Origin of the sequence: Aeromonas sp. DSM 116730, assembly GCF_046581335.1 — a bacterium.
GTDB lineage: Bacteria > Pseudomonadota > Gammaproteobacteria > Enterobacterales > Aeromonadaceae > Aeromonas > Aeromonas rivipollensis.
Map to the genome: position 1 here is coordinate 335,092 of NZ_CP144265.1, position 19,250 is coordinate 354,341.

18 protein-coding genes are annotated in these 19,250 nt (G+C 64.0%); 9 read left to right on the forward strand and 9 right to left on the reverse strand.

Features of this window, described 5'->3' with window-relative positions:
* The first annotated feature begins 30 nt into the window (after nucleotides 1-30).
* Nucleotides 31-837, forward strand: a complete 807-nt coding sequence (locus Aeroheme_RS01645; protein ID WP_411166583.1) for a carbon-nitrogen hydrolase family protein — start codon at nucleotides 31-33, stop codon at nucleotides 835-837.
* Nucleotides 838-1,127: 290 nt separating this feature from the next.
* Nucleotides 1,128-2,576, forward strand: coding sequence for a metalloprotease TldD (gene tldD, locus Aeroheme_RS01650; RefSeq protein ID WP_163148081.1), 1,449 nt, complete (start codon nucleotides 1,128-1,130; stop codon nucleotides 2,574-2,576).
* A gap of 133 nt (nucleotides 2,577-2,709) precedes the next feature.
* On the opposite strand, the gene Aeroheme_RS01655 is transcribed toward tldD, so the two are convergent.
* From Aeroheme_RS01655 to Aeroheme_RS01665, 3 genes are all read right to left on the reverse strand, one after another.
* Nucleotides 2,710-2,913, reverse strand: coding sequence for a hypothetical protein (locus Aeroheme_RS01655; protein WP_106885182.1), 204 nt, complete (start codon nucleotides 2,911-2,913; stop codon nucleotides 2,710-2,712).
* Between the two features lie 160 nt (nucleotides 2,914-3,073).
* Nucleotides 3,074-3,790 (reverse strand): MarC family NAAT transporter, encoded by a 717-nt coding sequence (locus Aeroheme_RS01660; RefSeq protein ID WP_411166584.1) that lies wholly within the window; start codon nucleotides 3,788-3,790, stop codon nucleotides 3,074-3,076.
* 132 nt (nucleotides 3,791-3,922) lie between these two features.
* Nucleotides 3,923-5,239, reverse strand: coding sequence for an MFS transporter (locus Aeroheme_RS01665; protein ID WP_106885180.1), 1,317 nt, complete (start codon nucleotides 5,237-5,239; stop codon nucleotides 3,923-3,925).
* A gap of 154 nt (nucleotides 5,240-5,393) precedes the next feature.
* On the opposite strand from Aeroheme_RS01665, the gene Aeroheme_RS01670 reads away from it, so the two are divergent.
* A complete protein-coding gene (locus Aeroheme_RS01670) occupies nucleotides 5,394-6,071 on the forward strand; it encodes an ATP-binding protein (RefSeq protein ID WP_411166585.1) in 678 nt (225 codons plus the stop codon).
* A gap of 95 nt (nucleotides 6,072-6,166) precedes the next feature.
* Here Aeroheme_RS01670 and Aeroheme_RS01675 read toward each other — a convergent pair whose 3' ends face one another.
* Nucleotides 6,167-7,021 (reverse strand): neutral zinc metallopeptidase, encoded by an 855-nt coding sequence (locus Aeroheme_RS01675; RefSeq protein ID WP_411166586.1) that lies wholly within the window; start codon nucleotides 7,019-7,021, stop codon nucleotides 6,167-6,169.
* A gap of 73 nt (nucleotides 7,022-7,094) precedes the next feature.
* Nucleotides 7,095-7,358 (reverse strand): hypothetical protein, encoded by a 264-nt coding sequence (locus Aeroheme_RS01680; protein WP_111910749.1) that lies wholly within the window; start codon nucleotides 7,356-7,358, stop codon nucleotides 7,095-7,097.
* 205 nt (nucleotides 7,359-7,563) lie between these two features.
* On the opposite strand from Aeroheme_RS01680, the gene Aeroheme_RS01685 reads away from it, so the two are divergent.
* Entirely contained in the window at nucleotides 7,564-8,085 is a 522-nt protein-coding gene (locus tag Aeroheme_RS01685; RefSeq protein WP_106885176.1) for a GNAT family N-acetyltransferase, read from the forward strand.
* Nucleotides 8,086-8,198: 113 nt separating this feature from the next.
* On the opposite strand, the gene Aeroheme_RS01690 is transcribed toward Aeroheme_RS01685, so the two are convergent.
* Together Aeroheme_RS01690 and Aeroheme_RS01695 are read right to left on the reverse strand one after the other, a co-directional pair.
* Nucleotides 8,199-8,375, reverse strand: a complete 177-nt coding sequence (locus Aeroheme_RS01690; protein ID WP_005326732.1) for a hypothetical protein — start codon at nucleotides 8,373-8,375, stop codon at nucleotides 8,199-8,201.
* Between the two features lie 452 nt (nucleotides 8,376-8,827).
* Nucleotides 8,828-10,105: a cation:proton antiporter gene (locus Aeroheme_RS01695; RefSeq protein WP_106885175.1), complete on the reverse strand. Its 1,278-nt coding sequence runs from the start codon at nucleotides 10,103-10,105 to the stop codon at nucleotides 8,828-8,830.
* A 202-nt stretch (nucleotides 10,106-10,307) separates the two neighbouring features.
* Between Aeroheme_RS01695 and metH the strand changes: the two genes are divergently transcribed.
* The 3 genes from metH (at nucleotide 10,308) to rimK (ending at nucleotide 16,114) form a co-directional block, all read left to right on the forward strand.
* The gene (metH, locus tag Aeroheme_RS01700; protein ID WP_411166587.1) at nucleotides 10,308-14,003 is read left to right on the forward strand and encodes a methionine synthase; all 3,696 of its coding nucleotides are present in this window, start codon (nucleotides 10,308-10,310) and stop codon (nucleotides 14,001-14,003) included.
* Between the two features lie 34 nt (nucleotides 14,004-14,037).
* The gene (locus Aeroheme_RS01705) at nucleotides 14,038-15,102 is read left to right on the forward strand and encodes a Gfo/Idh/MocA family oxidoreductase (protein WP_411166588.1); all 1,065 of its coding nucleotides are present in this window, start codon (nucleotides 14,038-14,040) and stop codon (nucleotides 15,100-15,102) included.
* A gap of 115 nt (nucleotides 15,103-15,217) precedes the next feature.
* Nucleotides 15,218-16,114, forward strand: a complete 897-nt coding sequence (rimK, locus tag Aeroheme_RS01710; protein WP_025325466.1) for a 30S ribosomal protein S6--L-glutamate ligase — start codon at nucleotides 15,218-15,220, stop codon at nucleotides 16,112-16,114.
* Between the two features lie 131 nt (nucleotides 16,115-16,245).
* On the opposite strand, the gene Aeroheme_RS01715 is transcribed toward rimK, so the two are convergent.
* Together Aeroheme_RS01715 and Aeroheme_RS01720 are read right to left on the reverse strand one after the other, a co-directional pair.
* On the reverse strand, nucleotides 16,246-17,475 hold the full coding sequence (locus tag Aeroheme_RS01715) for a sensor histidine kinase (RefSeq protein ID WP_408781768.1): 1,230 nt from the start codon (nucleotides 17,473-17,475) through the stop codon (nucleotides 16,246-16,248).
* A gap of 29 nt (nucleotides 17,476-17,504) precedes the next feature.
* A complete protein-coding gene (locus tag Aeroheme_RS01720; RefSeq protein ID WP_106885170.1) occupies nucleotides 17,505-18,173 on the reverse strand; it encodes a response regulator transcription factor in 669 nt (222 codons plus the stop codon).
* 90 nt (nucleotides 18,174-18,263) lie between these two features.
* On the opposite strand from Aeroheme_RS01720, the gene Aeroheme_RS01725 reads away from it, so the two are divergent.
* Together Aeroheme_RS01725 and Aeroheme_RS01730 are read left to right on the forward strand one after the other, a co-directional pair.
* Nucleotides 18,264-18,680 carry a hypothetical protein gene (locus Aeroheme_RS01725; protein ID WP_163135869.1) on the forward strand — a complete coding sequence of 139 codons (417 nt, stop codon included), beginning with the start codon at nucleotides 18,264-18,266 and terminating at the stop codon, nucleotides 18,678-18,680.
* A gap of 85 nt (nucleotides 18,681-18,765) precedes the next feature.
* Nucleotides 18,766-19,236, forward strand: coding sequence for a hypothetical protein (locus Aeroheme_RS01730; RefSeq protein WP_411166589.1), 471 nt, complete (start codon nucleotides 18,766-18,768; stop codon nucleotides 19,234-19,236).
* Nucleotides 19,237-19,250 lie beyond the last annotated feature (14 nt).

Sequence of the window (19,250 nt, forward strand, 5' to 3'; positions counted from 1 at the left end):
GGCGGCTTGCCCCATCACAAGGAGCGCGTCATGTGGCTAGCCGCCATACAGTTGATCTCGGGCCGTCACTGGCAGGATAACCGGGCACAGATTGCCGCCGAGCTGGCGGCGCTGCCCAAGGAGCGGCCATTGCTGGTGCTGCTGCCGGAAAACTTCGCCCTGTTCGGCGAGCGCCAGGGCTATCTGGATGGGGCCGAACCCCTGGGAGATGGCCCAATCCAGCAGCAACTGGCCGATTGGGCCAAAACCCACGGCATCTGGCTGGTGGCCGGGGCCATGCCCACCACCATCGCCGGTTCCGACCATATCCACACCAGCTCACTGGTGTTCTCTCCCGACGGCGAGCTCAAGGGCCACTACCACAAGATCCACCTGTTCGACGTGGACGTGGCGGACAACCACGGCCGCTACCGGGAGTCCGAGACCTTCAGCCCCGGCCAGGAGTGCGTGGTGGTGGACTCTCCCTTTGGTCCCCTCGGCCTCTCTATCTGTTATGATCTGCGCTTCCCCGAGCTCTATCGCCAGCTGGCCCGTGCCGGTGCCCGGGTGCTGCTGGTGCCTGCCGCCTTCACCGCCGTGACCGGGGAGGCGCACTGGGAGCCGCTGCTGCGGGCCCGCGCCATCGAGAACCAGTGCTATGTGGTGGCCGCCAATCAGGGGGGCAACCACGAGACGGGGCGTCAGACCTGGGGCCACAGCATGGTGATCGATCCCTGGGGCCGGGTGCTGGCCTGTCGGGCGTCGGGGCAGGGCACTGTGCTGGCGCCGCTGGATGGGGCCCTGGTCGATGAATTGAAACGCACCATGCCGGTGCTGCAACACGCCCGTTTGCTGTGATGCTGGGGTGTTGATTGACGTCGGGTGCAACAAGCGAAGCGCATTGCACCGGTGTCGATCTTGGGGTTGGCGGTGCAATTCACTTTGTTCATTGCACCCTACGAATACGAACTTCCGGGGTATTGATTGACCTAGGGTGCAACAAGCGAAGCGCATTGCACCTGTGTCTATCTTTGGGTTGGCGATGCAATTCACTTCGTTCATTGCACCCGACGAATACGAACTTGTCACCGGGCCACACCGGATGAATTCACCGTTACGACGTCTCACAGCGAGAGTGGAGAGAAAGATTGAGTCTATTGAGCCAGGTTAGTGCCTCCTTGTTGGCCCCGAACGATCTCGACGAAGGGCGCCTGCAGCAGTTGCTCGGCAGCCTGATGAGCCATCAGGTGGAGTTCGGCGACCTCTATTTCCAGCGCAGCTGGCACGAGTCCTGGATGCTGGAAGACGGCATCGTCAAGGATGGCAGCTACAACATCGACCAAGGGGTCGGGGTGCGCGCCGTCAGCGGCGAGAAGACCGGCTTCGCCTACTCGGACGAGCTGAGCCTGCTGGCCCTGCAACAGTCGGTGACCGCCGCCCGCGGCATAGCCGCCGCCGGCGCCCAGGGCAAGGTGAAGGCCTGGGCCAGAACCTCCGCCAACCTGCTCTATCCGGCCATGGACCCGCTGCAGACCCTCGACAAGCAGCAGAAGATTGCCCTGCTGGAGCAGATGGACAAGTTCGCCAGGAGCCTGGATCCCGCCATCAATCAGGTGATGGCCTCCATAAGCGGCGTCTATGAAGAGATACTGGTGGCCGCCACCGATGGCACCCTCGCCGCCGATGTGCGTCCCCTGGTGCGCCTCTCGGTGACCGTCATCGCCGAGAAGGGGGATCGCCGGGAGCGTGGCAGCGCCGGCGGCGGTGGCCGCTTCGGTTACGACTATTTCCTGGAGCTGGACGGGCTGGAGAGCCGGGCGTTTGGCTATGTGCGCGAGGCGGTGCGCCAGGCCTTGGTGAACCTCGAGGCCATAGATGCGCCGGCCGGCACCATGCCGGTGGTGCTGGGGGCCGGCTGGCCCGGCGTGCTGCTGCACGAGGCGGTGGGCCACGGCCTGGAGGGGGACTTCAACCGCAAGGGCTCGTCCGCCTTCGCCGGTCGCATCGGCGAGCAGGTCGCCTCCAGGCACTGCACCATAGTCGATGACGGTACCCTGGTGGGCCGACGCGGCTCCGTCTCCATAGATGACGAGGGCACCCCGGGGGGCTACAACGTGCTGATCGAGAACGGCATCCTCAAGGGCTATCTGCAGGACAAGCAGAACGCCCGCCTGATGGGGGTGCCACTCACCGGCAACGGCCGCCGCGAATCCTACGCCGCCCTGCCGATGCCGCGCATGACCAACACCTACATGCTGGCGGGTCAGCACGATCCGGCGGAGATCATCGCCTCGGTGAAGAAGGGCATCTATGCCCCCAACTTCGGTGGCGGCCAGGTGGACATCACCTCCGGCAAGTTCGTCTTCTCCGCCTCCGAGGCCTACCTCATCGAGGATGGCAAGATCACCGCCCCCATCAAGGGCGCAACGCTTATCGGAAACGGCCCAGAGGCCATGAGCCAGGTCTCCATGGTGGGCAGCGATCTTGCGCTGGATCGCGGGGTCGGGGTCTGTGGCAAGGAGGGGCAGAGCGTGCCGGTCGGCGTCGGTCAGCCCACTCTCAAGCTGGATCAGCTCACCGTGGGCGGCACTTCCTAGGTTGGCTTGGCCGCGCAGCGGCATGACCCTACACCACCAAACCCCGGCCGCAGCCGGGGTTTTGTTTTCTCTGGGGCGCACAAATAAAAACCCCGGTCAGTGGACCGGGGTGGGTGAAGGGGGTTGATGGGGCTCAGTTGGCCGATATGGCACGGGCGTCGATATAGAATCGCGCGTTGCCCTGGGGATCTATCCTGATCTGGGCGACCAGCCGATCGCTTCGCTTGTATTCCCACCTGCTCTTGATCCGGGTCAGGGCGGGGCTGACGGCCCCGACCACGTTCAGATATTCGTGGAACAGGCTGGAGCTTCCAATCTCGGTCAGCATCTTTTCCATTTGCATGTCTCCTCAAGTGATTGGGTCTGCGCGGGTCACGTTAGCAGCGACCCTCTGAACCTTGCCTGTACAAAAAACACACTACTCCGTCCGTGGGCAGGCAACATGATCAGGCGCAAGTTCGGCGACGATCCCCGATCCGAGATGACAACGCTTTCGGTCAGGGCTGGCGCGCGGCGGGCAGATGATCGAGGGCGGCGGATGCGTGTGACTGCGCCGGGGCCGTCTGCACGACGGGCGCGCCGTGGAACACGGGATCCTGCGCCACCTCCTTGATGCCGTTGATGCAGAACTGCATGCCCATGCAGACCAGCAGGAAGCCCATGATGCGGGTCATGGCGTCTATGCCGGTGGCGCCGAGGATCTTGCAGACCGGATCCGCCAGCTTGAGCACGCCCCAGCTGAGCAGGCTCATCAGGGCGAAGGCGGTGACCATGGCGGCATAGATGACGAAACGGTTGTACTCGTCGGGCAGCTCGGCAATCTGGGCGGCGCCACTGATCACCAGGGCCATGGTGCCCGGCCCGCACATGCTGGGCATGGTGAGCGGCACGAAGGCGATGCTCTGGTTGATGTCGACCCCGGCGGACTGGCTGGGGGCGGGGAACAGCATGCGAAAACCGATGAAGGCGATGATGAGGCCACCAGCCAGCCGCAGGCCGGGAATGGAGATCCCGAACAGATCCAGGATGGAGGAGCCGATGAAGAAGCTGACGCAGAGGGTGGCGAACAGATAGATGGCGGCCAGGTTGATCTGGCGGCGTACGTGCTCACGGGACATGCCCTTGCTCAATCCCAGCAGCAGGGTAGCCGTGGTGGGGGGATTGACCATGGGCAGCAGCGCGAGCAAGGCGATGAATACGACCTGGAAAAACATCTTGCACCTCGGGGTGGTTGGAAAACAACAGGGCCAGACGCGGGTCTGGCCTTAAGGGGGGGGCTACTCTACGGCAGCCAGGCTGAATATAGCCGGAACGAAGGGGCCCCGACAGTCCGGGGCCCCCATTGATCAGGCGGTTTGTGGCGTGACCTGACGCTGAGTGCGCTGGCGCAGCCAGAGCCAGAGACCCAGCACGAAGCCGAGAGCGGCCAGACTGACCACATAATGGGAGGGCGCCAGCACGTCGTTCTTCATCCACAGCGTCACCAGCATGGGAGTGAGCCCGCCGAAGATGGCGTAGGCCACATTGTAGGAGAACGACAGCCCGGAGAAGCGCACCACGGGCGGGAAGGCGTTGACCATGACATAGGGCACGGCGCCGACTATCCCCACCGCAAAGCCTGCCAGCATGTAGAGCGGCACCAGCTGATCCATGCCCGCCGCCAGGCCGTGGTAGAAGGCATAGGTGGCACCGGCCAGCAGCAATGAGCCCAGGACGAAGGTGGGGCCGCTGCCGAGGCTGTCTATCAGGCGGCCGTAGAAGATGCAGCCCAGGGTGAGGGCCACTATGGCCAGGGAGTTGGCGGTCAGGGCATCGGCCGGGCTGATGCCATGGACCTTCTGCAGATAGGTCGGGGTCATCAGGATCACCACCACTATGCCGGCGGAGAGCAGCCAGGTCAGCAGCATGGAGACGATGACGCTGCCCTTGTGCTCGCGGAGCACCGTCTTGAGGGGCAGCTCCTCGGCCAGGGCCTTGTTGGCCTGCATCTCGGCGAAGACAGGGGTCTCGTGCAGCCAGCGGCGCAGGTACATGGCGACTATGCCGAACACACCGCCGAGCACGAAGGCCAGACGCCAGCCCCACTCGCTCACCTCCACCGGGCTCATGCCGCGGTTGATGGCGGTGGCCACCAGGGAGCCGAGCAGTATGCCGGCGGTCAGCCCTGCCGTGAGGGTGCCGCAGGCGACGCCGACCCGGCGGGCGGGCACGTGTTCGGCCACGAAGACCCAGGCCCCCGGGACCTCACCCCCGATGGCGGCCCCTTGCAGGATCCGTAGCAGCAGCAACAGCAGCGGGGCGGCGATGCCGAGGGTGGCATAGGTGGGCAGCAGGCCGATCAGCAGGGTCGGCAGCGCCATCAGGATGATGCTGAGGGTGAACATCCGCTTGCGGCCGATGAGATCGCCGAAGTGGGCCATGATGATGCCCCCCAGCGGGCGGGCCAGGTAACCGGCGGCGAAGATGCCGAAGGTCTGGAACTGGCGCAGCCACTCGGGAATGTCGGCCGGGAAGAAGAGCTCGCCTATCACCACGGCGAAGAAGACGAAGATGATGAAGTCGTAGAATTCGAGGGCACCGCCCAGCGCCGCCAGGCTTAAGGTCTTGTAATCCTGTCGGTTGAGGGGGCGATTGTGGTCATGATGTGTGCTGACTTTAGTCATATCCTTATGTTTCCCATCGTTTTTTTAGTTATTCTCCCCCATGCTCTGCGGGGATACGCTCACCCACGAGGGTATGCTTTTGTATCCCAGGAAGTAAATCGCACAATTCGCAACACTGTCTTGCAGCACCTTGCGGCAAGGGATTGGAGAGGTCATGACGAAGAAAAAGGTACTGCTCTCCTGGAGCAGCGGAAAAGACAGCGCCTGGGCCCTGCATCGCTTGCGCCAGGATCCGGCGATCGAGGTGGTGGGGCTCTTCACCACCCTGAATCAGGCGTTCGAGCGGGTGGCCATGCACGGGGTGCGCAAGCAGTTGCTGACGGAGCAGGCCGCGTGCGTGGGGCTGCCACTGCACTGCATCGATCTGCCCTGGCCCTGCAGCAACGAGGACTATGGCCGGGTCATGGCCGGCTTCATCGAGGATGTGCTGGCCATGGGGATCCGCCACATGGCATTCGGCGATCTCTTCCTCGAGGATGTGCGCGCCTATAGGGAGAAACAGCTGGCGGGCACGGGCATAGCGCCGCTGTTCCCGCTCTGGGGCAGCGACACGAGGGAGCTGGCGCAGCAGATGATGGCCGCCGGCCTCAAGGCCAGGGTCTGCACCCTGGATCCCGGCAAGCTGGATGCCAGCCTGGGTGGGCACGAGTTCGATTCGGCCCTGCTGGCGGCCCTGCCCGCCGGGGTGGACCCCTGCGGCGAGAACGGCGAGTTCCACACCCTGGCCTTTGATGGTCCCATGTTCCAGCGGCCCCTGGCCATCCGGGTGGGGGAGACAGTGGTGCGGGACGGCTTCGTCTTTACCGATCTGCTGCCGGATGAGACCCCTTAGGGCTAGTTGCCCGGGAGGGCGGCAGGCCCATCTCCCGTCTGCTGAATGCGACAAGGCCGGATCCCTGGGGATCCGGCCTTGTCGTCTGGCCCGGCTCAGCGGGCGGCGAAGGTGTCGCAGCTGGCGGGCTTGCCGCTGTCAAAGCCCCGCTTGAACCAGGCGAGGCGCTGGGCCGAGCTGCCGTGGGTGAAGCTGTCCGGCACCACCCGGCCCTGACCCCGCTGCTGCAGGCGGTCGTCGCCTATGGCCTGGGCGGCGTTTAGCGCCTCCTCCAGATCGCCGTGCTCCAGCACCTGCTCCCGCTCCATATGGTAGCCCCAGACCCCGGCGAAGCAGTCGGCCTGCAATTCGAGTTTGACCGACAGCTTGTTCTGCGCGGCCTGGCTCAGCCCTTGCTGTTGCTGACGCACCTTGGTCGAGATGCCGAGCAGGTGCTGCACGTGGTGGCCCACCTCGTGGGCGACCACATAGCCCTGGGCGAAGTCGCCATCGGCCCCCAGCTTGTCGCGCATGTCCTGATAGAAGGAGAGATCGATATAAACAGTGCTGTCCGCCGGGCAGTAGAAGGGGCCCATGACAGACTGGCCCTGGCCGCAGCCGGTCTGGGTGGCGCCGCGATAGAGCACCAGCCTGGGAGGCTGATACTGGCTGCCGCTTTGGGAGAAGATCTCGCCCCAGGTATCTTCGGTGGAGGCGAGCATCACTGAGGTGAATCTGGCCAGGGGATCCTTGGCTGGCTCTGACAGGTTCTGGCGCGGCGCCTGGCTCTGCCGGGACGGCTCGTCGAGCAAGGGGCTGAGATCCACGCCGTAGTAACCCGCCACCATCACCACCACGATCAGGATGAGGCGCCCCTTGCCACCTATGGGCAGGCCGCCGCCCCCGCTGCCACCGCCTTCCTGGCGCCTGTCTTCCACGTTGCTGCTCTCACGGCGATTTTGCCAGCGCATATCTGCCTACTCCCGTCATTGGTGGTGGCAGTAATGATAATGGCTGGTCGTCCGCCTTGCCTGATGAGGGGCGTTATTCGGCCCAGGGCATCTCGGGCAGGCTGTCGAGAAACTCGGCGTAGCGGGTCAGGTTGAAGGGGCCCTGATCCGCCTCCATGGCCATCAGCTCGGCACCCAGGGCGCAGGCGATGTATTGCAGCGCCTCGTCCCGCGGGGTGCCCTTCATCACCAGCCGCATCAGGGTGGCTTTCACCTGCAGGGGATGGCCGTCGGCGAGCTGGTTTTCAACCATTTCCAGCAGCGTCTGTTCGTCAAAGAATTCGGTGGTGTCCGTCATGGGGAGTGTCCTGCTTGTTGTTCTGTGGGATAGGGCGGGCAGTATAGCCGGAACCGCCGCGCGACTCATGTGGCAGGGACTAAATGTCGGCTGCGGTCGGCCGGCTTGCGGTCCATGACGGCCTCCTTTTGGCCGGGGATCTTGCCAAGCGCCCGTCATGGGGGCAGTCTTGATGGCTGTTGTTCCCATCACACGAGCCTTTGCCATGATCCTCTCCGAGCGCCTCGCCCTGCGCGAATTAACCACTGCTGATGCCCCCTTTATCCTCGAACTGCTCAACGACGGCGACTTCCACCGCTACATAGGCGATCGCGGGGTGCGCACCCTGAGTGACGCCGAAGAGTACATACAACAGGGGCCGGCGGTCAGCTATGCCCGTCATGGGCATGGTCTCTATCTGGTGATGCGACGGGAAGACGAGGCCAGGATCGGCATCTGCGGGCTCATCAAGCGCGATACCCTGCCGTGCGAAGACATAGGCTACGCCTTCCTGCCTGCCTATCGCGGTCAGGGTTACGGCATAGAGGCGGCACGGGCGGCGTTGCAGGATGGGCGGGAGCGGCTCGGTATCGAGCGGGTCATCGCCATCGTCACCCCGGGCAACGAGCGATCTGTGGCGCTGCTGGGCAAGCTGGGTCTGGTGCGCAGCCGTCTGGTCAGGCTGAGCGAGGATGCCGACGAGTGTCTGTTGCTGGAAGCGGCCGATACCCAGGCCTGCACTGTCTGAGGGATGGCAGGGCCGTCAATCAGAAGAGGGGATCACAAGGCTGGAGGCGAGGGAGACAAAGGGGCCGCCGTGAGTTGCGGCCTGTCTGCATCTGAGGCTGCCGGTGGGCAGGATCAGTTGAGCTCTTCGATGGAGAACTCGCCAGGGATACCATCACAGGAGATGGCGAAGCCACCGCTGGAGCGGGTGCTGAACTGGATCAGAAACGCATCATAGTCATGCTCTTGCACGGGCAGGTTGATGGGTTTGCTGCGACGCAGGGGTTTGTGTGTCTGTACGGCTTTCATCATGGTATTTCTCTATATAAATTAAATAGTTGCTCCTTGTTTGGCAAATGTTAGGTCAATAGACGCGGTCAGAATCCGCGCAGGAATACCCAGCCCGAATCACGGGCGTCTGCACTATCAAGGAATATGCGGATGCATAGTTCAAATTGGGTGGGCAGATCGGGTCTGCACCGTGAGAGCCGGGCAACGCAGGCAGACAGCCTGACGGTTCTCAAGGCGAGTAAATCAGAGGAAGGTTATGTGGGTACTGGCAGGATTCATCTAACGTTGAAGCATTGCGAACATAAACAGGGCTGATTAACTAGCCGGCGCGCATTCTCTCCTCGAAATGAATAAAAAGCAAACACTAATTGTGAGGTGTCGTGACGGTGGCACATTTTTCACTGCCGCGCCGCCAACGAAAAGGGCTCCCGAGGGAGCCCTTCTGCTGTTGCTCGTCACGGTCTGCGACTGACTCAGTAGTCGCCGCTGGCCTTCTTGGCGGCGGTGATCATGGGGGTGATGGTCATGCCCTGTACCACTATGGAGAACATCACCACAGAGTAGGTCATCACCAGGATCACCTCCCGCAGATCGACGCCGTGCTCCGGCAGCACCATGACGCCCGAGGGCAGCGCCAGTGCCATGGCCATGGCCAGACCGCCCCGCAGGCCGCCCCAGGTGAGGATGCGCACCGAGAAGCGGTTGTAGCTGCGGAACTTGCGGAAGGCCACATAGGGCAGGGAGACGCTGATGAAGCGGGCGGCCAGGCAGAGCGGCACCGCTATGACCAGCAGGATCCAGTCTTGCCAGGCCAGATCCAGCAGCACCAGGGCCAGGCCGATCAGCAGGAACAGCAGGGCGTTGAGGAACTGATCCATCAACTCCCAGAAGTGATCCAGATGGTGGCGGCTCTGCTCGGAGAAGCCGGACTGGCGGGTCCAGTTGCCTATCATGATGCCGGTGACCACCATGGCCAGGGCGCCGGAGACGCCTATCATGTTGGCAAAGGCGAAGCCTGCGGTCGGGATGCAGAGGGTCAGCAGCAGCTCCAGGGAGCCGTCGTCTGTGGCGCTGATCATCACGTGGGCGATGAGGCCCAGCACGGCGCCGAACAGTATGCCGCCGAGGGCTTCATGCAGGAACAGGCCGGCCACGCTGGTGAAGGTGGGCTCGACACCGCCGAAGGCCACGGCGAAGACGGTGGCGAAGATCACCAGGCCGACCCCGTCGTTGAACAGGGACTCCCCTTCGATCTGGATGGCGATCTGGGGCGGCGCCTTCATCTTCTTGACTATGGCGAGCACGGCAATGGGGTCTGTGGGGGAGATCAGGGCACCGAACAGCATGCAATAGACCAGCGGCAGTTCCCAGCCCAGCAGCTTGGCGATGAACCAGAAGCCGTAGCCGATGATGAAGGTGGAGAGCAGGGTCGCCGCTATGGAGAGAATGGTGATCTCCCACTTCTGGCTGCGCAATGCCTTCAGATTGATGCCGAGACCGCCGGCAAACAGCAGGAATCCGAGGATCCCCTTCAGCAGGAAGTTCTGGAAGTCGATGCTTTCCATGGTCTCGACGGCCAGAGGTTCCAGATTGAACCAACCCAACTTACCAAACAGCACCATCAGGGCGGAGATCAGCATGGATCCGGCTGTGATGGCGATGGTGGTCTGGATCTTCACGACATACTGGTTGGCAAAGGCGATGAAGATCGCCAAGGCTGCCAAGAAACAGAGTGTGTAGTAGACGCTCATAGTTATTTTTCTCTTTAGTAAACAGCAAGCACGTATCCCCGTTGAGGACGGGCATAGGGTACTCTCGGGCCACATCTTACTCATTACCCATTTGTGAGTATATGCTCGAGATTTCGGACAGATAGACGGCTAGATTTCCATTTGATTTTTTTGCTGCTAGGATGGAGCTCACGCAGTTGCATGGATGTAAGGGGTAGAAGCGGTGTCGAGCATAGAGTCGAGCAAGAAGTCGGACGTAACAAAGAAACTGGAAGCCTGTCTCAGGGAGCGGATCCTGATCATCGACGGTGCCATGGGCACCATGATCCAGGGTTACAGGCTCGGTGAATCGGATTACCGCGGCGAGCGCTTCGCCGACTGGCATACCGACATCAAGGGCAACAACGATCTGCTGGTGCTGACCCGGCCTGCGGTGATCCGAGAGATCCACGATCAATACTGTGCCGCCGGGGCCGACATCCTCGAGACCAACACCTTCAACGCCACTCGCATCGCCATGGCCGATTACGAGATGGAAGCCTTCTCCGCCGAGATCAACCGTGAGGCGGCCCGTCTGGCCCGCGCCGTGGCGGACGAATGGACGGCAAAAGATCCCGCCAGGCCGCGCTTCGTGGCAGGCGTCCTGGGCCCCACCAACCGCACCTGCTCCATCTCGCCTGATGTGAACGACCCCGGCAAGCGCAACGTCACCTATGACCAGCTGGTGGCCGCCTACACCGAATCGACTCACGCCCTGATCGAGGGGGGCGCCGACCTCATCCTCATCGAGACCATCTTCGATACCCTCAACGCCAAGGCGGCCGCCTTCGCGGTGGATCTGGTGTTCGAGGAGCTGGGCTACAGCCTGCCGGTGATGATCTCAGGCACCATCACGGATGCCTCGGGCCGCACCCTCTCCGGCCAGACCACGGAAGCCTTCTATCACTCCCTGCGTCACGTCAAACCCGTGTCGTTCGGCCTCAACTGTGCGCTCGGCCCGGACGAGCTGCGCCAGTATGTGGAGGAGCTGTCTCGCATCAGCGAGACCTTTGTGAGCGCCCACCCCAACGCCGGCCTGCCCAACGCCTTCGGCGAGTACGATCTCGATGCGGGTGAGATGGCAGAGCATATCCGCGAGTGGGCCCAAAGCGGCTTCCTCAACCTGGTGGGGGGCTGCTGCGGCACCACCCCGACCCATATTCGCGCCATGGCGGATGCCGTGGCGGGTATCAAGCCCCGCCCCCTGCCCGAGCTGCCGGTGGCCTGCCGGCTGTCCGGCCTCGAGCCCCTCATCATCACGGCGGAGTCCATGTTCGTGAACGTGGGGGAGCGCACCAACGTCACCGGCTCGGCCAAGTTCAAGCGCCTCATCAAGGAGGGGCTCTACGACGAAGCCCTGGATGTGGCCAAGCAGCAGGTGGAGAGCGGCGCCCAGATCATCGACATCAACATGGACGAGGGGATGCTGGACGCCGAGGCGGCCATGGTGCGCTTCTTGAACCTCATCGCCGGCGAGCCGGATATCGCCCGGGTGCCGGTGATGATCGACTCCTCCAAGTGGGAGGTGCTGGAGGCGGGTCTCAAGTGCGTGCAGGGCAAGCCTGTGGTCAACTCCATCTCCATGAAGGAGGGGGAGGCCAAGTTCATCGAACAGGCCAAACTGCTGCGTCGCTATGGCGCCGCCGTCATCGTGATGGCGTTCGACGAGGTGGGCCAGGCCGATACCCGCGCCCGCAAGTTCGAGATCTGCCAGCGTGCCTACTGGATCCTGGTAGATCAGGTGGGTTTCCCGCCGGAAGACATCATCTTCGACCCCAACATCTTCGCGGTGGCGACCGGCATCGACGAGCACAACAACTACGCGGTGGACTTCATCGAGGCGGTGAAGGACATCAAGGAGCACCTGCCCCACGCCATGATTTCCGGCGGCGTCTCCAACGTCTCCTTCTCCTTCCGGGGCAACGAGCCGGTGCGGGAAGCCATTCACGCCGTCTTCCTCTACCATGCCATCCGCAGCGGCATGGACATGGGGATCGTCAACGCCGGTCAGCTCGCCATCTATGAAGACATTCCGGCGGAGCTGAAGGCCAAGGTCGAGGCCGTGGTGCTCAACTTGAGTGACAGCGCCACCGAGGATCTGCTGGCCATCGCCGAGAAGTATCGCGGCGCTGGCGCCCAGGCCGAAGACCCCCGGGATCAGGAGTGGCGCAGCTGGCCCGTGGGCAAGCGGCTGGAGCATGCCCTGGTCAAGGGGATCACCGACTTCATCGAAGAGGACACCGAAGAGGCGCGGGCCGGGGCCGAGAAGCCGCTGCACGTGATCGAGGGGCCGCTGATGGATGGCATGAACGTGGTGGGCGACCTGTTCGGCGCGGGCAAGATGTTCCTGCCCCAGGTGGTGAAGTCGGCGCGGGTGATGAAGCGGGCGGTCGCCTACCTGCAACCCTACATAGAGGCGGAGAAGTCCGGCGGCTCCAGCAACGGCAAGATAGTGATGGCCACCGTCAAGGGGGACGTGCACGACATCGGCAAGAACATCGTCGGCGTGGTGCTGCAGTGCAACAACTACGAGATCGTCGATCTCGGGGTCATGGTCTCCTGCGAGACCATCCTCAAGACGGCGCGGGAAGTGGGGGCCGACATCATAGGCCTGTCCGGCCTCATCACTCCGTCCCTGGACGAGATGGTGCACGTGGCGAAAGAGATGGAGCGCCAGGGCTTCAAGCTGCCCCTGCTGATCGGCGGCGCCACCACCTCCAAGGCCCACACAGCGGTGAAGATAGAGCAGAACTACTCCGAACCCGTGGTCTATGTGTCGAACGCCTCCCGCGCGGTGGGGGTGGCCCAGAGCCTGCTGAACCCCGAGCTCAAGCCCGCCTTCGTCGCCCGCATCGACAAGGAGTACGAGATAGCGCGGGATCAGCATGCCCGCAAACAGCCTAGATCCAAGCCGGTTTCCCTGGCTCACGCCCGCGCCAACCGCCAGCAGCTGGACTGGGTCGGCTATGAGCCGCCCAAGCCCCGCGAGTTGGGCGTGCAGACCTTCGAGGACGTGCCCGTCTCTGTGCTGCGCCCCTACATCGACTGGACGCCCTTCTTCCTGAGCTGGGAGCTGGCGGGCAAGTATCCGCGCATCCTGGAGGACGAGATCATAGGTGAGGAGGCGACCAAGCTGTTTGCCGATGCCAACGCCATGCTCGACCAGCTGGAGCAGGACAAGAGCGTGCGCTGCGCCGGCATCATAGGCCTGTTCCCCGCCAACGGGGTGGGGGACAGCATAGAGGTCTACAGCGACGAGTCCCGCACCGAGGTCATCAAGGTGCTGCACCACCTGCGCCAGCAGAGCGAGAAGCAGGGCTTCCCGAACTACTGTCTGGCGGACTATGTGGCCCCCAAGGAGAGCGGCAAGCCGGACTGGATCGGCGCCTTCGCGGTGACCGGCGGTATCGGCGAGGAGGCCATAGCGCAAGCCTACAAGGCGGATCACGACGACTACAACGCCATCCTCATCCAGGCGGTGTGCGACCGTCTCGCCGAGGCCTTCGCCGAGTACCTGCACGAGCAGGTGCGCAAAGTGCACTGGGGCTATGCCCCCGATGAAGCGCTCTCCAACGAGGAGCTCATTCGCGAGAACTATCAGGGCATACGGCCGGCGCCCGGCTACCCGGCCTGCCCGGAGCACACCGAGAAGGGCAGCATCTGGGAGCTGCTGGGTGTGGAGCAGGCCATCGGCATGAAGCTCACCGAGTCCTACGCCATGTGGCCGGGGGCGGCGGTGTCCGGCTGGTACTTCTCCCACCCCGAGAGCAAGTATTTCGCGGTGGCGCAGATCCAGCCCGATCAGGTGGAAGACTATGCCCAGCGCAAAGGCATGACGCTGGTGGAGGCCGAGCGCTGGCTGGGGCCGAACCTGAATTGATCCCGCTGAACTGGCCCACGCAAGCTGAGGTGTTATGAAGATTGGATTCGTTGGCCTGGGGGCAGTGGTGGAGACCGCCTATCTGCCGGCATTGCGGGCCCTGGCGCCAGAGATGGCGATCTGGGGATTCGACCCCGCTCGCAGCCTGCCGGGAGTAAGCTCGCTGCCGACCCTGGAAGCCCTGCTGGCGCAGCCCCTGGATCGGCTGGTCATCGCCACCCCCTCCCTGCTGCACCTGCCGGTGCTGGAGCAGGCGCTGGCAAGCTCCATCCCCTTGATTCTGGTGGAGAAACCTGTGGTGGCTACCCTGGCCCAGCAGGCTCGCCTGCAGGCCCTGCTGGTGGATCCCGAAGTCGCCCCCCGGGTGCTGGCGCTGGATCACTGGATGGCCCGCAACGCCGTCCAGCGGCTGCTGAGTGGCGAGCTGGGGGATGATTGGCGGCCGCAAGCCGGGCAGACCGGCCCCATTTCGCCCCTCACCCTGGCCGATGTGGCCTCGGTGGAGGGCTTCCTGCTGGAACCCTGCGGCCTTGACGAGCAGGGGCACCCCTATGCCCTCAACTTCGCCACCGGCGAGCCGGATCGGCGGGTCCTGCGTCATCCCGACGGGGTGATCCTCGACATCGGCACCCATCTGCTGGCGATGATCCGCGAGCTGCTGGTGGCCCTCGGCGGGGATGACAGCTTGACGCTGGTGGCTGACGGGGTGGCCGACAGGCTGGGCCAGCCCATCCCCCGTGGTGATCTCGAAACCGCCGAGGGGCGGGCCTGTCTGCGCGGCGAGGCGGCCGGGGTGCCCCTGAGGCTCTGGCTCGACAAGTACGCAGGATCCGGAGTCGAGAAGAAGGGGTTATGCCTGCATCTCAAGGATGGGCGGCGCATAGAGCTGCTTCGCAGCGGCAATCTGGAGTGGCTGCATTTTCACGGCGTCGATGGTATGCGGGGCTGGCAACATGAGGGGCCCCTCTATCGCGACTGCATAGCCCAAACCCTGCTGGCCCCTGTGCCGGTGGGCGGCTGGGCCAGGACCACGGCGCGCCGGTTGCAGGAGGTAGCGCTGCTGCTGAGCCTGCAGCAGGCGTTGCGTGGTCCTCATTGAATCTGGTATTCAGCGGTTCTTGCAGAACGCCGAATGGTGAGGGGAAAGGATTGGCGTTGCCAGTCGTTCATGGCACCTTATACTCTCCAGTCCGATTATCAGGTCTGTCATTTCCATGAATATTGCCATTTTATCCCGCGAGCCCAACAACTACTCCACCCGCCGTCTGGTCGAGGTGGCGCAGGCGCGCGGGCATCAGGTCGAGGTGCTCGACACCCTGCGCTGCTACATGAACATCGCCTCCCACAGCCCCTCCATCCACTACGAAGGACGGGAACTGGAGAGCTATGACGCCGTGATCCCGCGCATCGGTGCCAGCATCACCTTCTATGGCACCGCCGTGCTGCGCCAGTTCGAGATGATGAATACCATGGCCCTCAACAGCTCGGTGGCCATCAGTCGCTCCCGGGACAAGCTGCGCGCCATGCAACTGCTCTCCCGCCACGGCATTGGCCTGCCCATCACCGGCTATGCCCACAGCACCCACGACGTGCCCGACCTCATCACCATGGTCGGCGGGGCGCCGCTGGTGGTGAAGCTGCTGGAGGGGACCCAGGGGATAGGCGTGGTGCTGTGCGAGACCCAGAAGGCGGCGGAGAGCGTGATCGAGGCCTTCATCCAGACCAACAACAACATACTGGTGCAGGAGTACATCCGCGAGGCCAACGGCGCCGACATTCGCTGCGTGGTGGTGGGTGGCAAGGTGGTGGCGGCCATGCGTCGTCAGGCCCAGCCGGGGGAGTTTCGCTCCAACCTGCACCGTGGCGGCGAGGCGTCGGCCATCAAGATCACCCCGGAAGAGCGGGCGACAGCGGTGCAGGCCGCCAAGATCATGGGGCTGGACGTGGCCGGGGTGGATATCTTGCGCAGTGCCCGCGGCCCCCTGGTATTGGAGGTGAACTCCTCCCCCGGTCTGCAGGGGGTCGAAGCCGCCTCCGGCAAGGATGTGGCGGGCAAGATCATCGATTTTCTGGAGCTCAAGGCGAGTCGCAAGCACAAGCCGGCGGAATAAGCTGTCCTCCTATCCTCTGACAGCAAGGCGCCCTCGGGCGCCTTGTTGTTATCTGGCTTGTGGGCTTGCCGGGGAGTGCCTGTTGTCTCCCTTCTCCCCGCGCGGGAGAAGGGTCGGGGATGAGGGGGAAACTATGCCTGCGTGAGGTCGGGGGCGTTCATCGCCAGCCTGGCGCTGAAAACACCATCCTCCAGCCGGGTCTCTATCTGCCAGCCTAGCTTCTCGCAGATGCGCTGTATGATGGTGAGGCCGCAGCCGTAGCCCAGGATCTGGTCCGGCGCCGCCGCGGTGGGATTGCTGATGGTGAGCACCTGCCCCTGAAGCGCGATCTCGATATGACCCTCGGCGTAGCTCAGGGCATTCTTCAGCAGGTTGCCCAGGGCGATGGCGAGCAGGGAGAGAGGGGCCTGCACCTCGCTCTGCTCGTCCAGATTGAGGCGGATATCCAGGTTCTCGCGTTGCAGCAAGGGGGCTAGGCGCGCCAGCTCCCGCTGGATCAGCGGTGCCACCCATTGCGGGGGGCGCTCGACTTCCTCCTTGCGGCCCAGCAGCAGGAAGGTCTCGGTGAGCAGGGCCATCTCGTCGCTGGCGGCCCGAATGCGGCTGGCGGCCCGGGCGGCGGGGGCGGGCAGGTCGCTCACCTTGCCGAGCAGGGCGGCCGAGCCCTGGATCACCATGTTGGGGGTGCGCAGCTCATGGCTGGCGAAGCGGCTGAACTCCTGCTCCCGGGCGAACACGGCGGCCACTTCGTGCTTGCCCGCCAGCAGCGCCAGCTCGATCTCCCGCAGCTCCTGCCAGGGGGCGTCCGGCACGAAGTCGACCTGATCCGGGGTGAGGTGGGCGACGCGCTGACGCAGCCTGTCCAGGGGCCGGGTGATGTGGCGCACCAGCCAGATGCCGAACGCTATGCAGCCGAGCAACAGGGCCAGCCCGATAAGCCGGGTGACCAGGTGCAGCCTGTCTTCGTAAGGATCCAGGTAGTCGTCGGCGTCGTCGTTGAACACCAGGTAGAGCAGGCCCTGGCCCGAGGGATGGGCGCGTACCAGAAAGTGTTTGTCCTCCTCCCCCAGCTGGTGCTCGAAGAAGCCGGGGGTCTGGTAGGGTTTCAGCCAGGTCGGCAGGCGTCCCGCCTGGGTCCAGTAGCTGGAGAACTGGCGCGGGCTGGGGGCGGGGGCCGCCTGGCCGAGCCGCAGCCAGTCATCGTTGTAGCGGGTGACCTCGGCCTCCAGCCAGTGGCGCAGGCTGAGCTCCTCCATCTTGTTCTCGGCCACCACCATCAGCAGGCTCAGGATCAGCAGCAGCAGCAAGCCGGCCCCGCCCAGCGCCAGGATCAGGCGCTTGCGCAGGCTTGGCAGGTTCAAGGCAGGCTGGCTCGGGGAGGCCGGGGTGCTCATGGTTTGACCAGCCGGTAACCCTGGCCGTGCACTGTCTCCAGCATGGGGCTGGGGAAGGGCTTGTCCAGGGCATTGCGCAGGGCGTAGATGTGGCTGCGCAGGGCGTCCGAGTCGGGCTCCTCATCCCCCCAGACGGTGTCGAGCACCTCCTGGCGCGTTACCAGCTGGGGGGCACGCCTGACCAGCAGGGTGAGGATCTGGAAGGGGATCTTGCCGAGTTTGAGCTCGACCCCGGCGCGGGTGGCGCGGCCCGCGCCGGGATCCACCGCCAGCTCGCCAAATGCCAGCGCCCCCATGTCGCTGCGGGGGCCGCGCAGGGCCAGGGCCTGCAACCTCACCTCCAGCTCCTCCATGGCGAACGGCTTGACCAGGTAGTCGTCGCCCCCCGCCTTGAAACCTGCCAGCTTGTCGTCCAGGCTGTCGCGGGCGGTGAGAAAGAGCACAGGGGTGGCGATGCCGTCCGAGCGCAGCCGCTCGACGGTGCGCAGGCCGTCGAGGCGCGGCATCATGACGTCCATGATGATGACGTCGAAGCGCTGCTCCGCCAGCAACTGCAGGGCGGCCTGGCCGTGATAGGCGCAGTCTACCCTGTGCCCGGCCAGCTCCAGATAATCCATGACGGTCTCGGCCACCTGGGGACTGTCTTCCACCACCAGTATTTTCATGCTCTGATCTCCTGGTTTGGGCCGAGATTTCACGGCCATTTCACACCGGATGAGACATCCTGTGTGCCAGTGTAACCCCGAGGATCCCCGATGAAGAAGTCTCTCTGCGCCCTCTGGCTATTGATTTTATTGCCCTTTGGTCTGGTGCAGGCGGCCGAGTTCAAGCTGACCGGCCGCACCAGCTGGCAACTGGGCCAGTTGATGGTCAACGGCATTCCCTTCGTGATCGATGAGCAGACCCGCTTCAAGGACGGTCTGGACGAAGACGATCTCGGCGGCACCTGGGTCGATCTGGAAGGGGTGATAGAGGGAGACAGACGGCTGGTCCGTGAGGTGGAGCCGTTGGAAGAAAAGCATGAGATGGAGCTGGAAGGGCCTGTGGAGCAGGGGCGGATCTGGGGTTATGTCACCTCGGACGACAGCCTGGCCCCCTTCGAGGGGCGCTGGCTGGAGCTGGAGTGCCGCTTCGACGGCATGCGTCTGAGCCGGTGTCGGGAGGACGACTGAGCCGCCGCACCAGTGAACCGGAAAAATTGCCCGTCCAGGCCCATAGTTAAACCTCCTCGCTGGGTTGACCATGGGCCTGCTTGCTATGACCAGAACCGCATTGTTCCTGCTGCTCTCCTTTCACGCCCTTGCCGACGAGCCCGAGCTCTGGCTGGTGGAGCTGGAGCACAACGACGGCATCCGCCTGCAATTTCAGGGGGCCGAGCTCGAGCTCGGCAGCGCCGCCCTGGTCGGAGCGGCGCAGTATGACGATCTCAGGCCCGGCATGCACCTCGCCATCCAGAGCCGGTACGGCGTGGCAGAGCAGATCCAGGTACTCGCAACTGGGCCGGATCCGGCCCAGAGCAGCCAGTGGTTGCGGGCGGATGACAGGCTGGTCGCCACCGCAGGAGAGAGCCTGCTGATGCAGCAGCTGGGTGTGCTGGTGTTTGATGCAGGCACCCGCTGGGTGAACGGCAGCCCCGCCGATCTGCAACCGGGCCGCAGGCTGGTGCTGAGCCGGGAGGATGAGGGCCGTCTGACCGAGATCCTGATCCCCAATCCGGAGGATGACTAAGGAGGTAGCGCCAC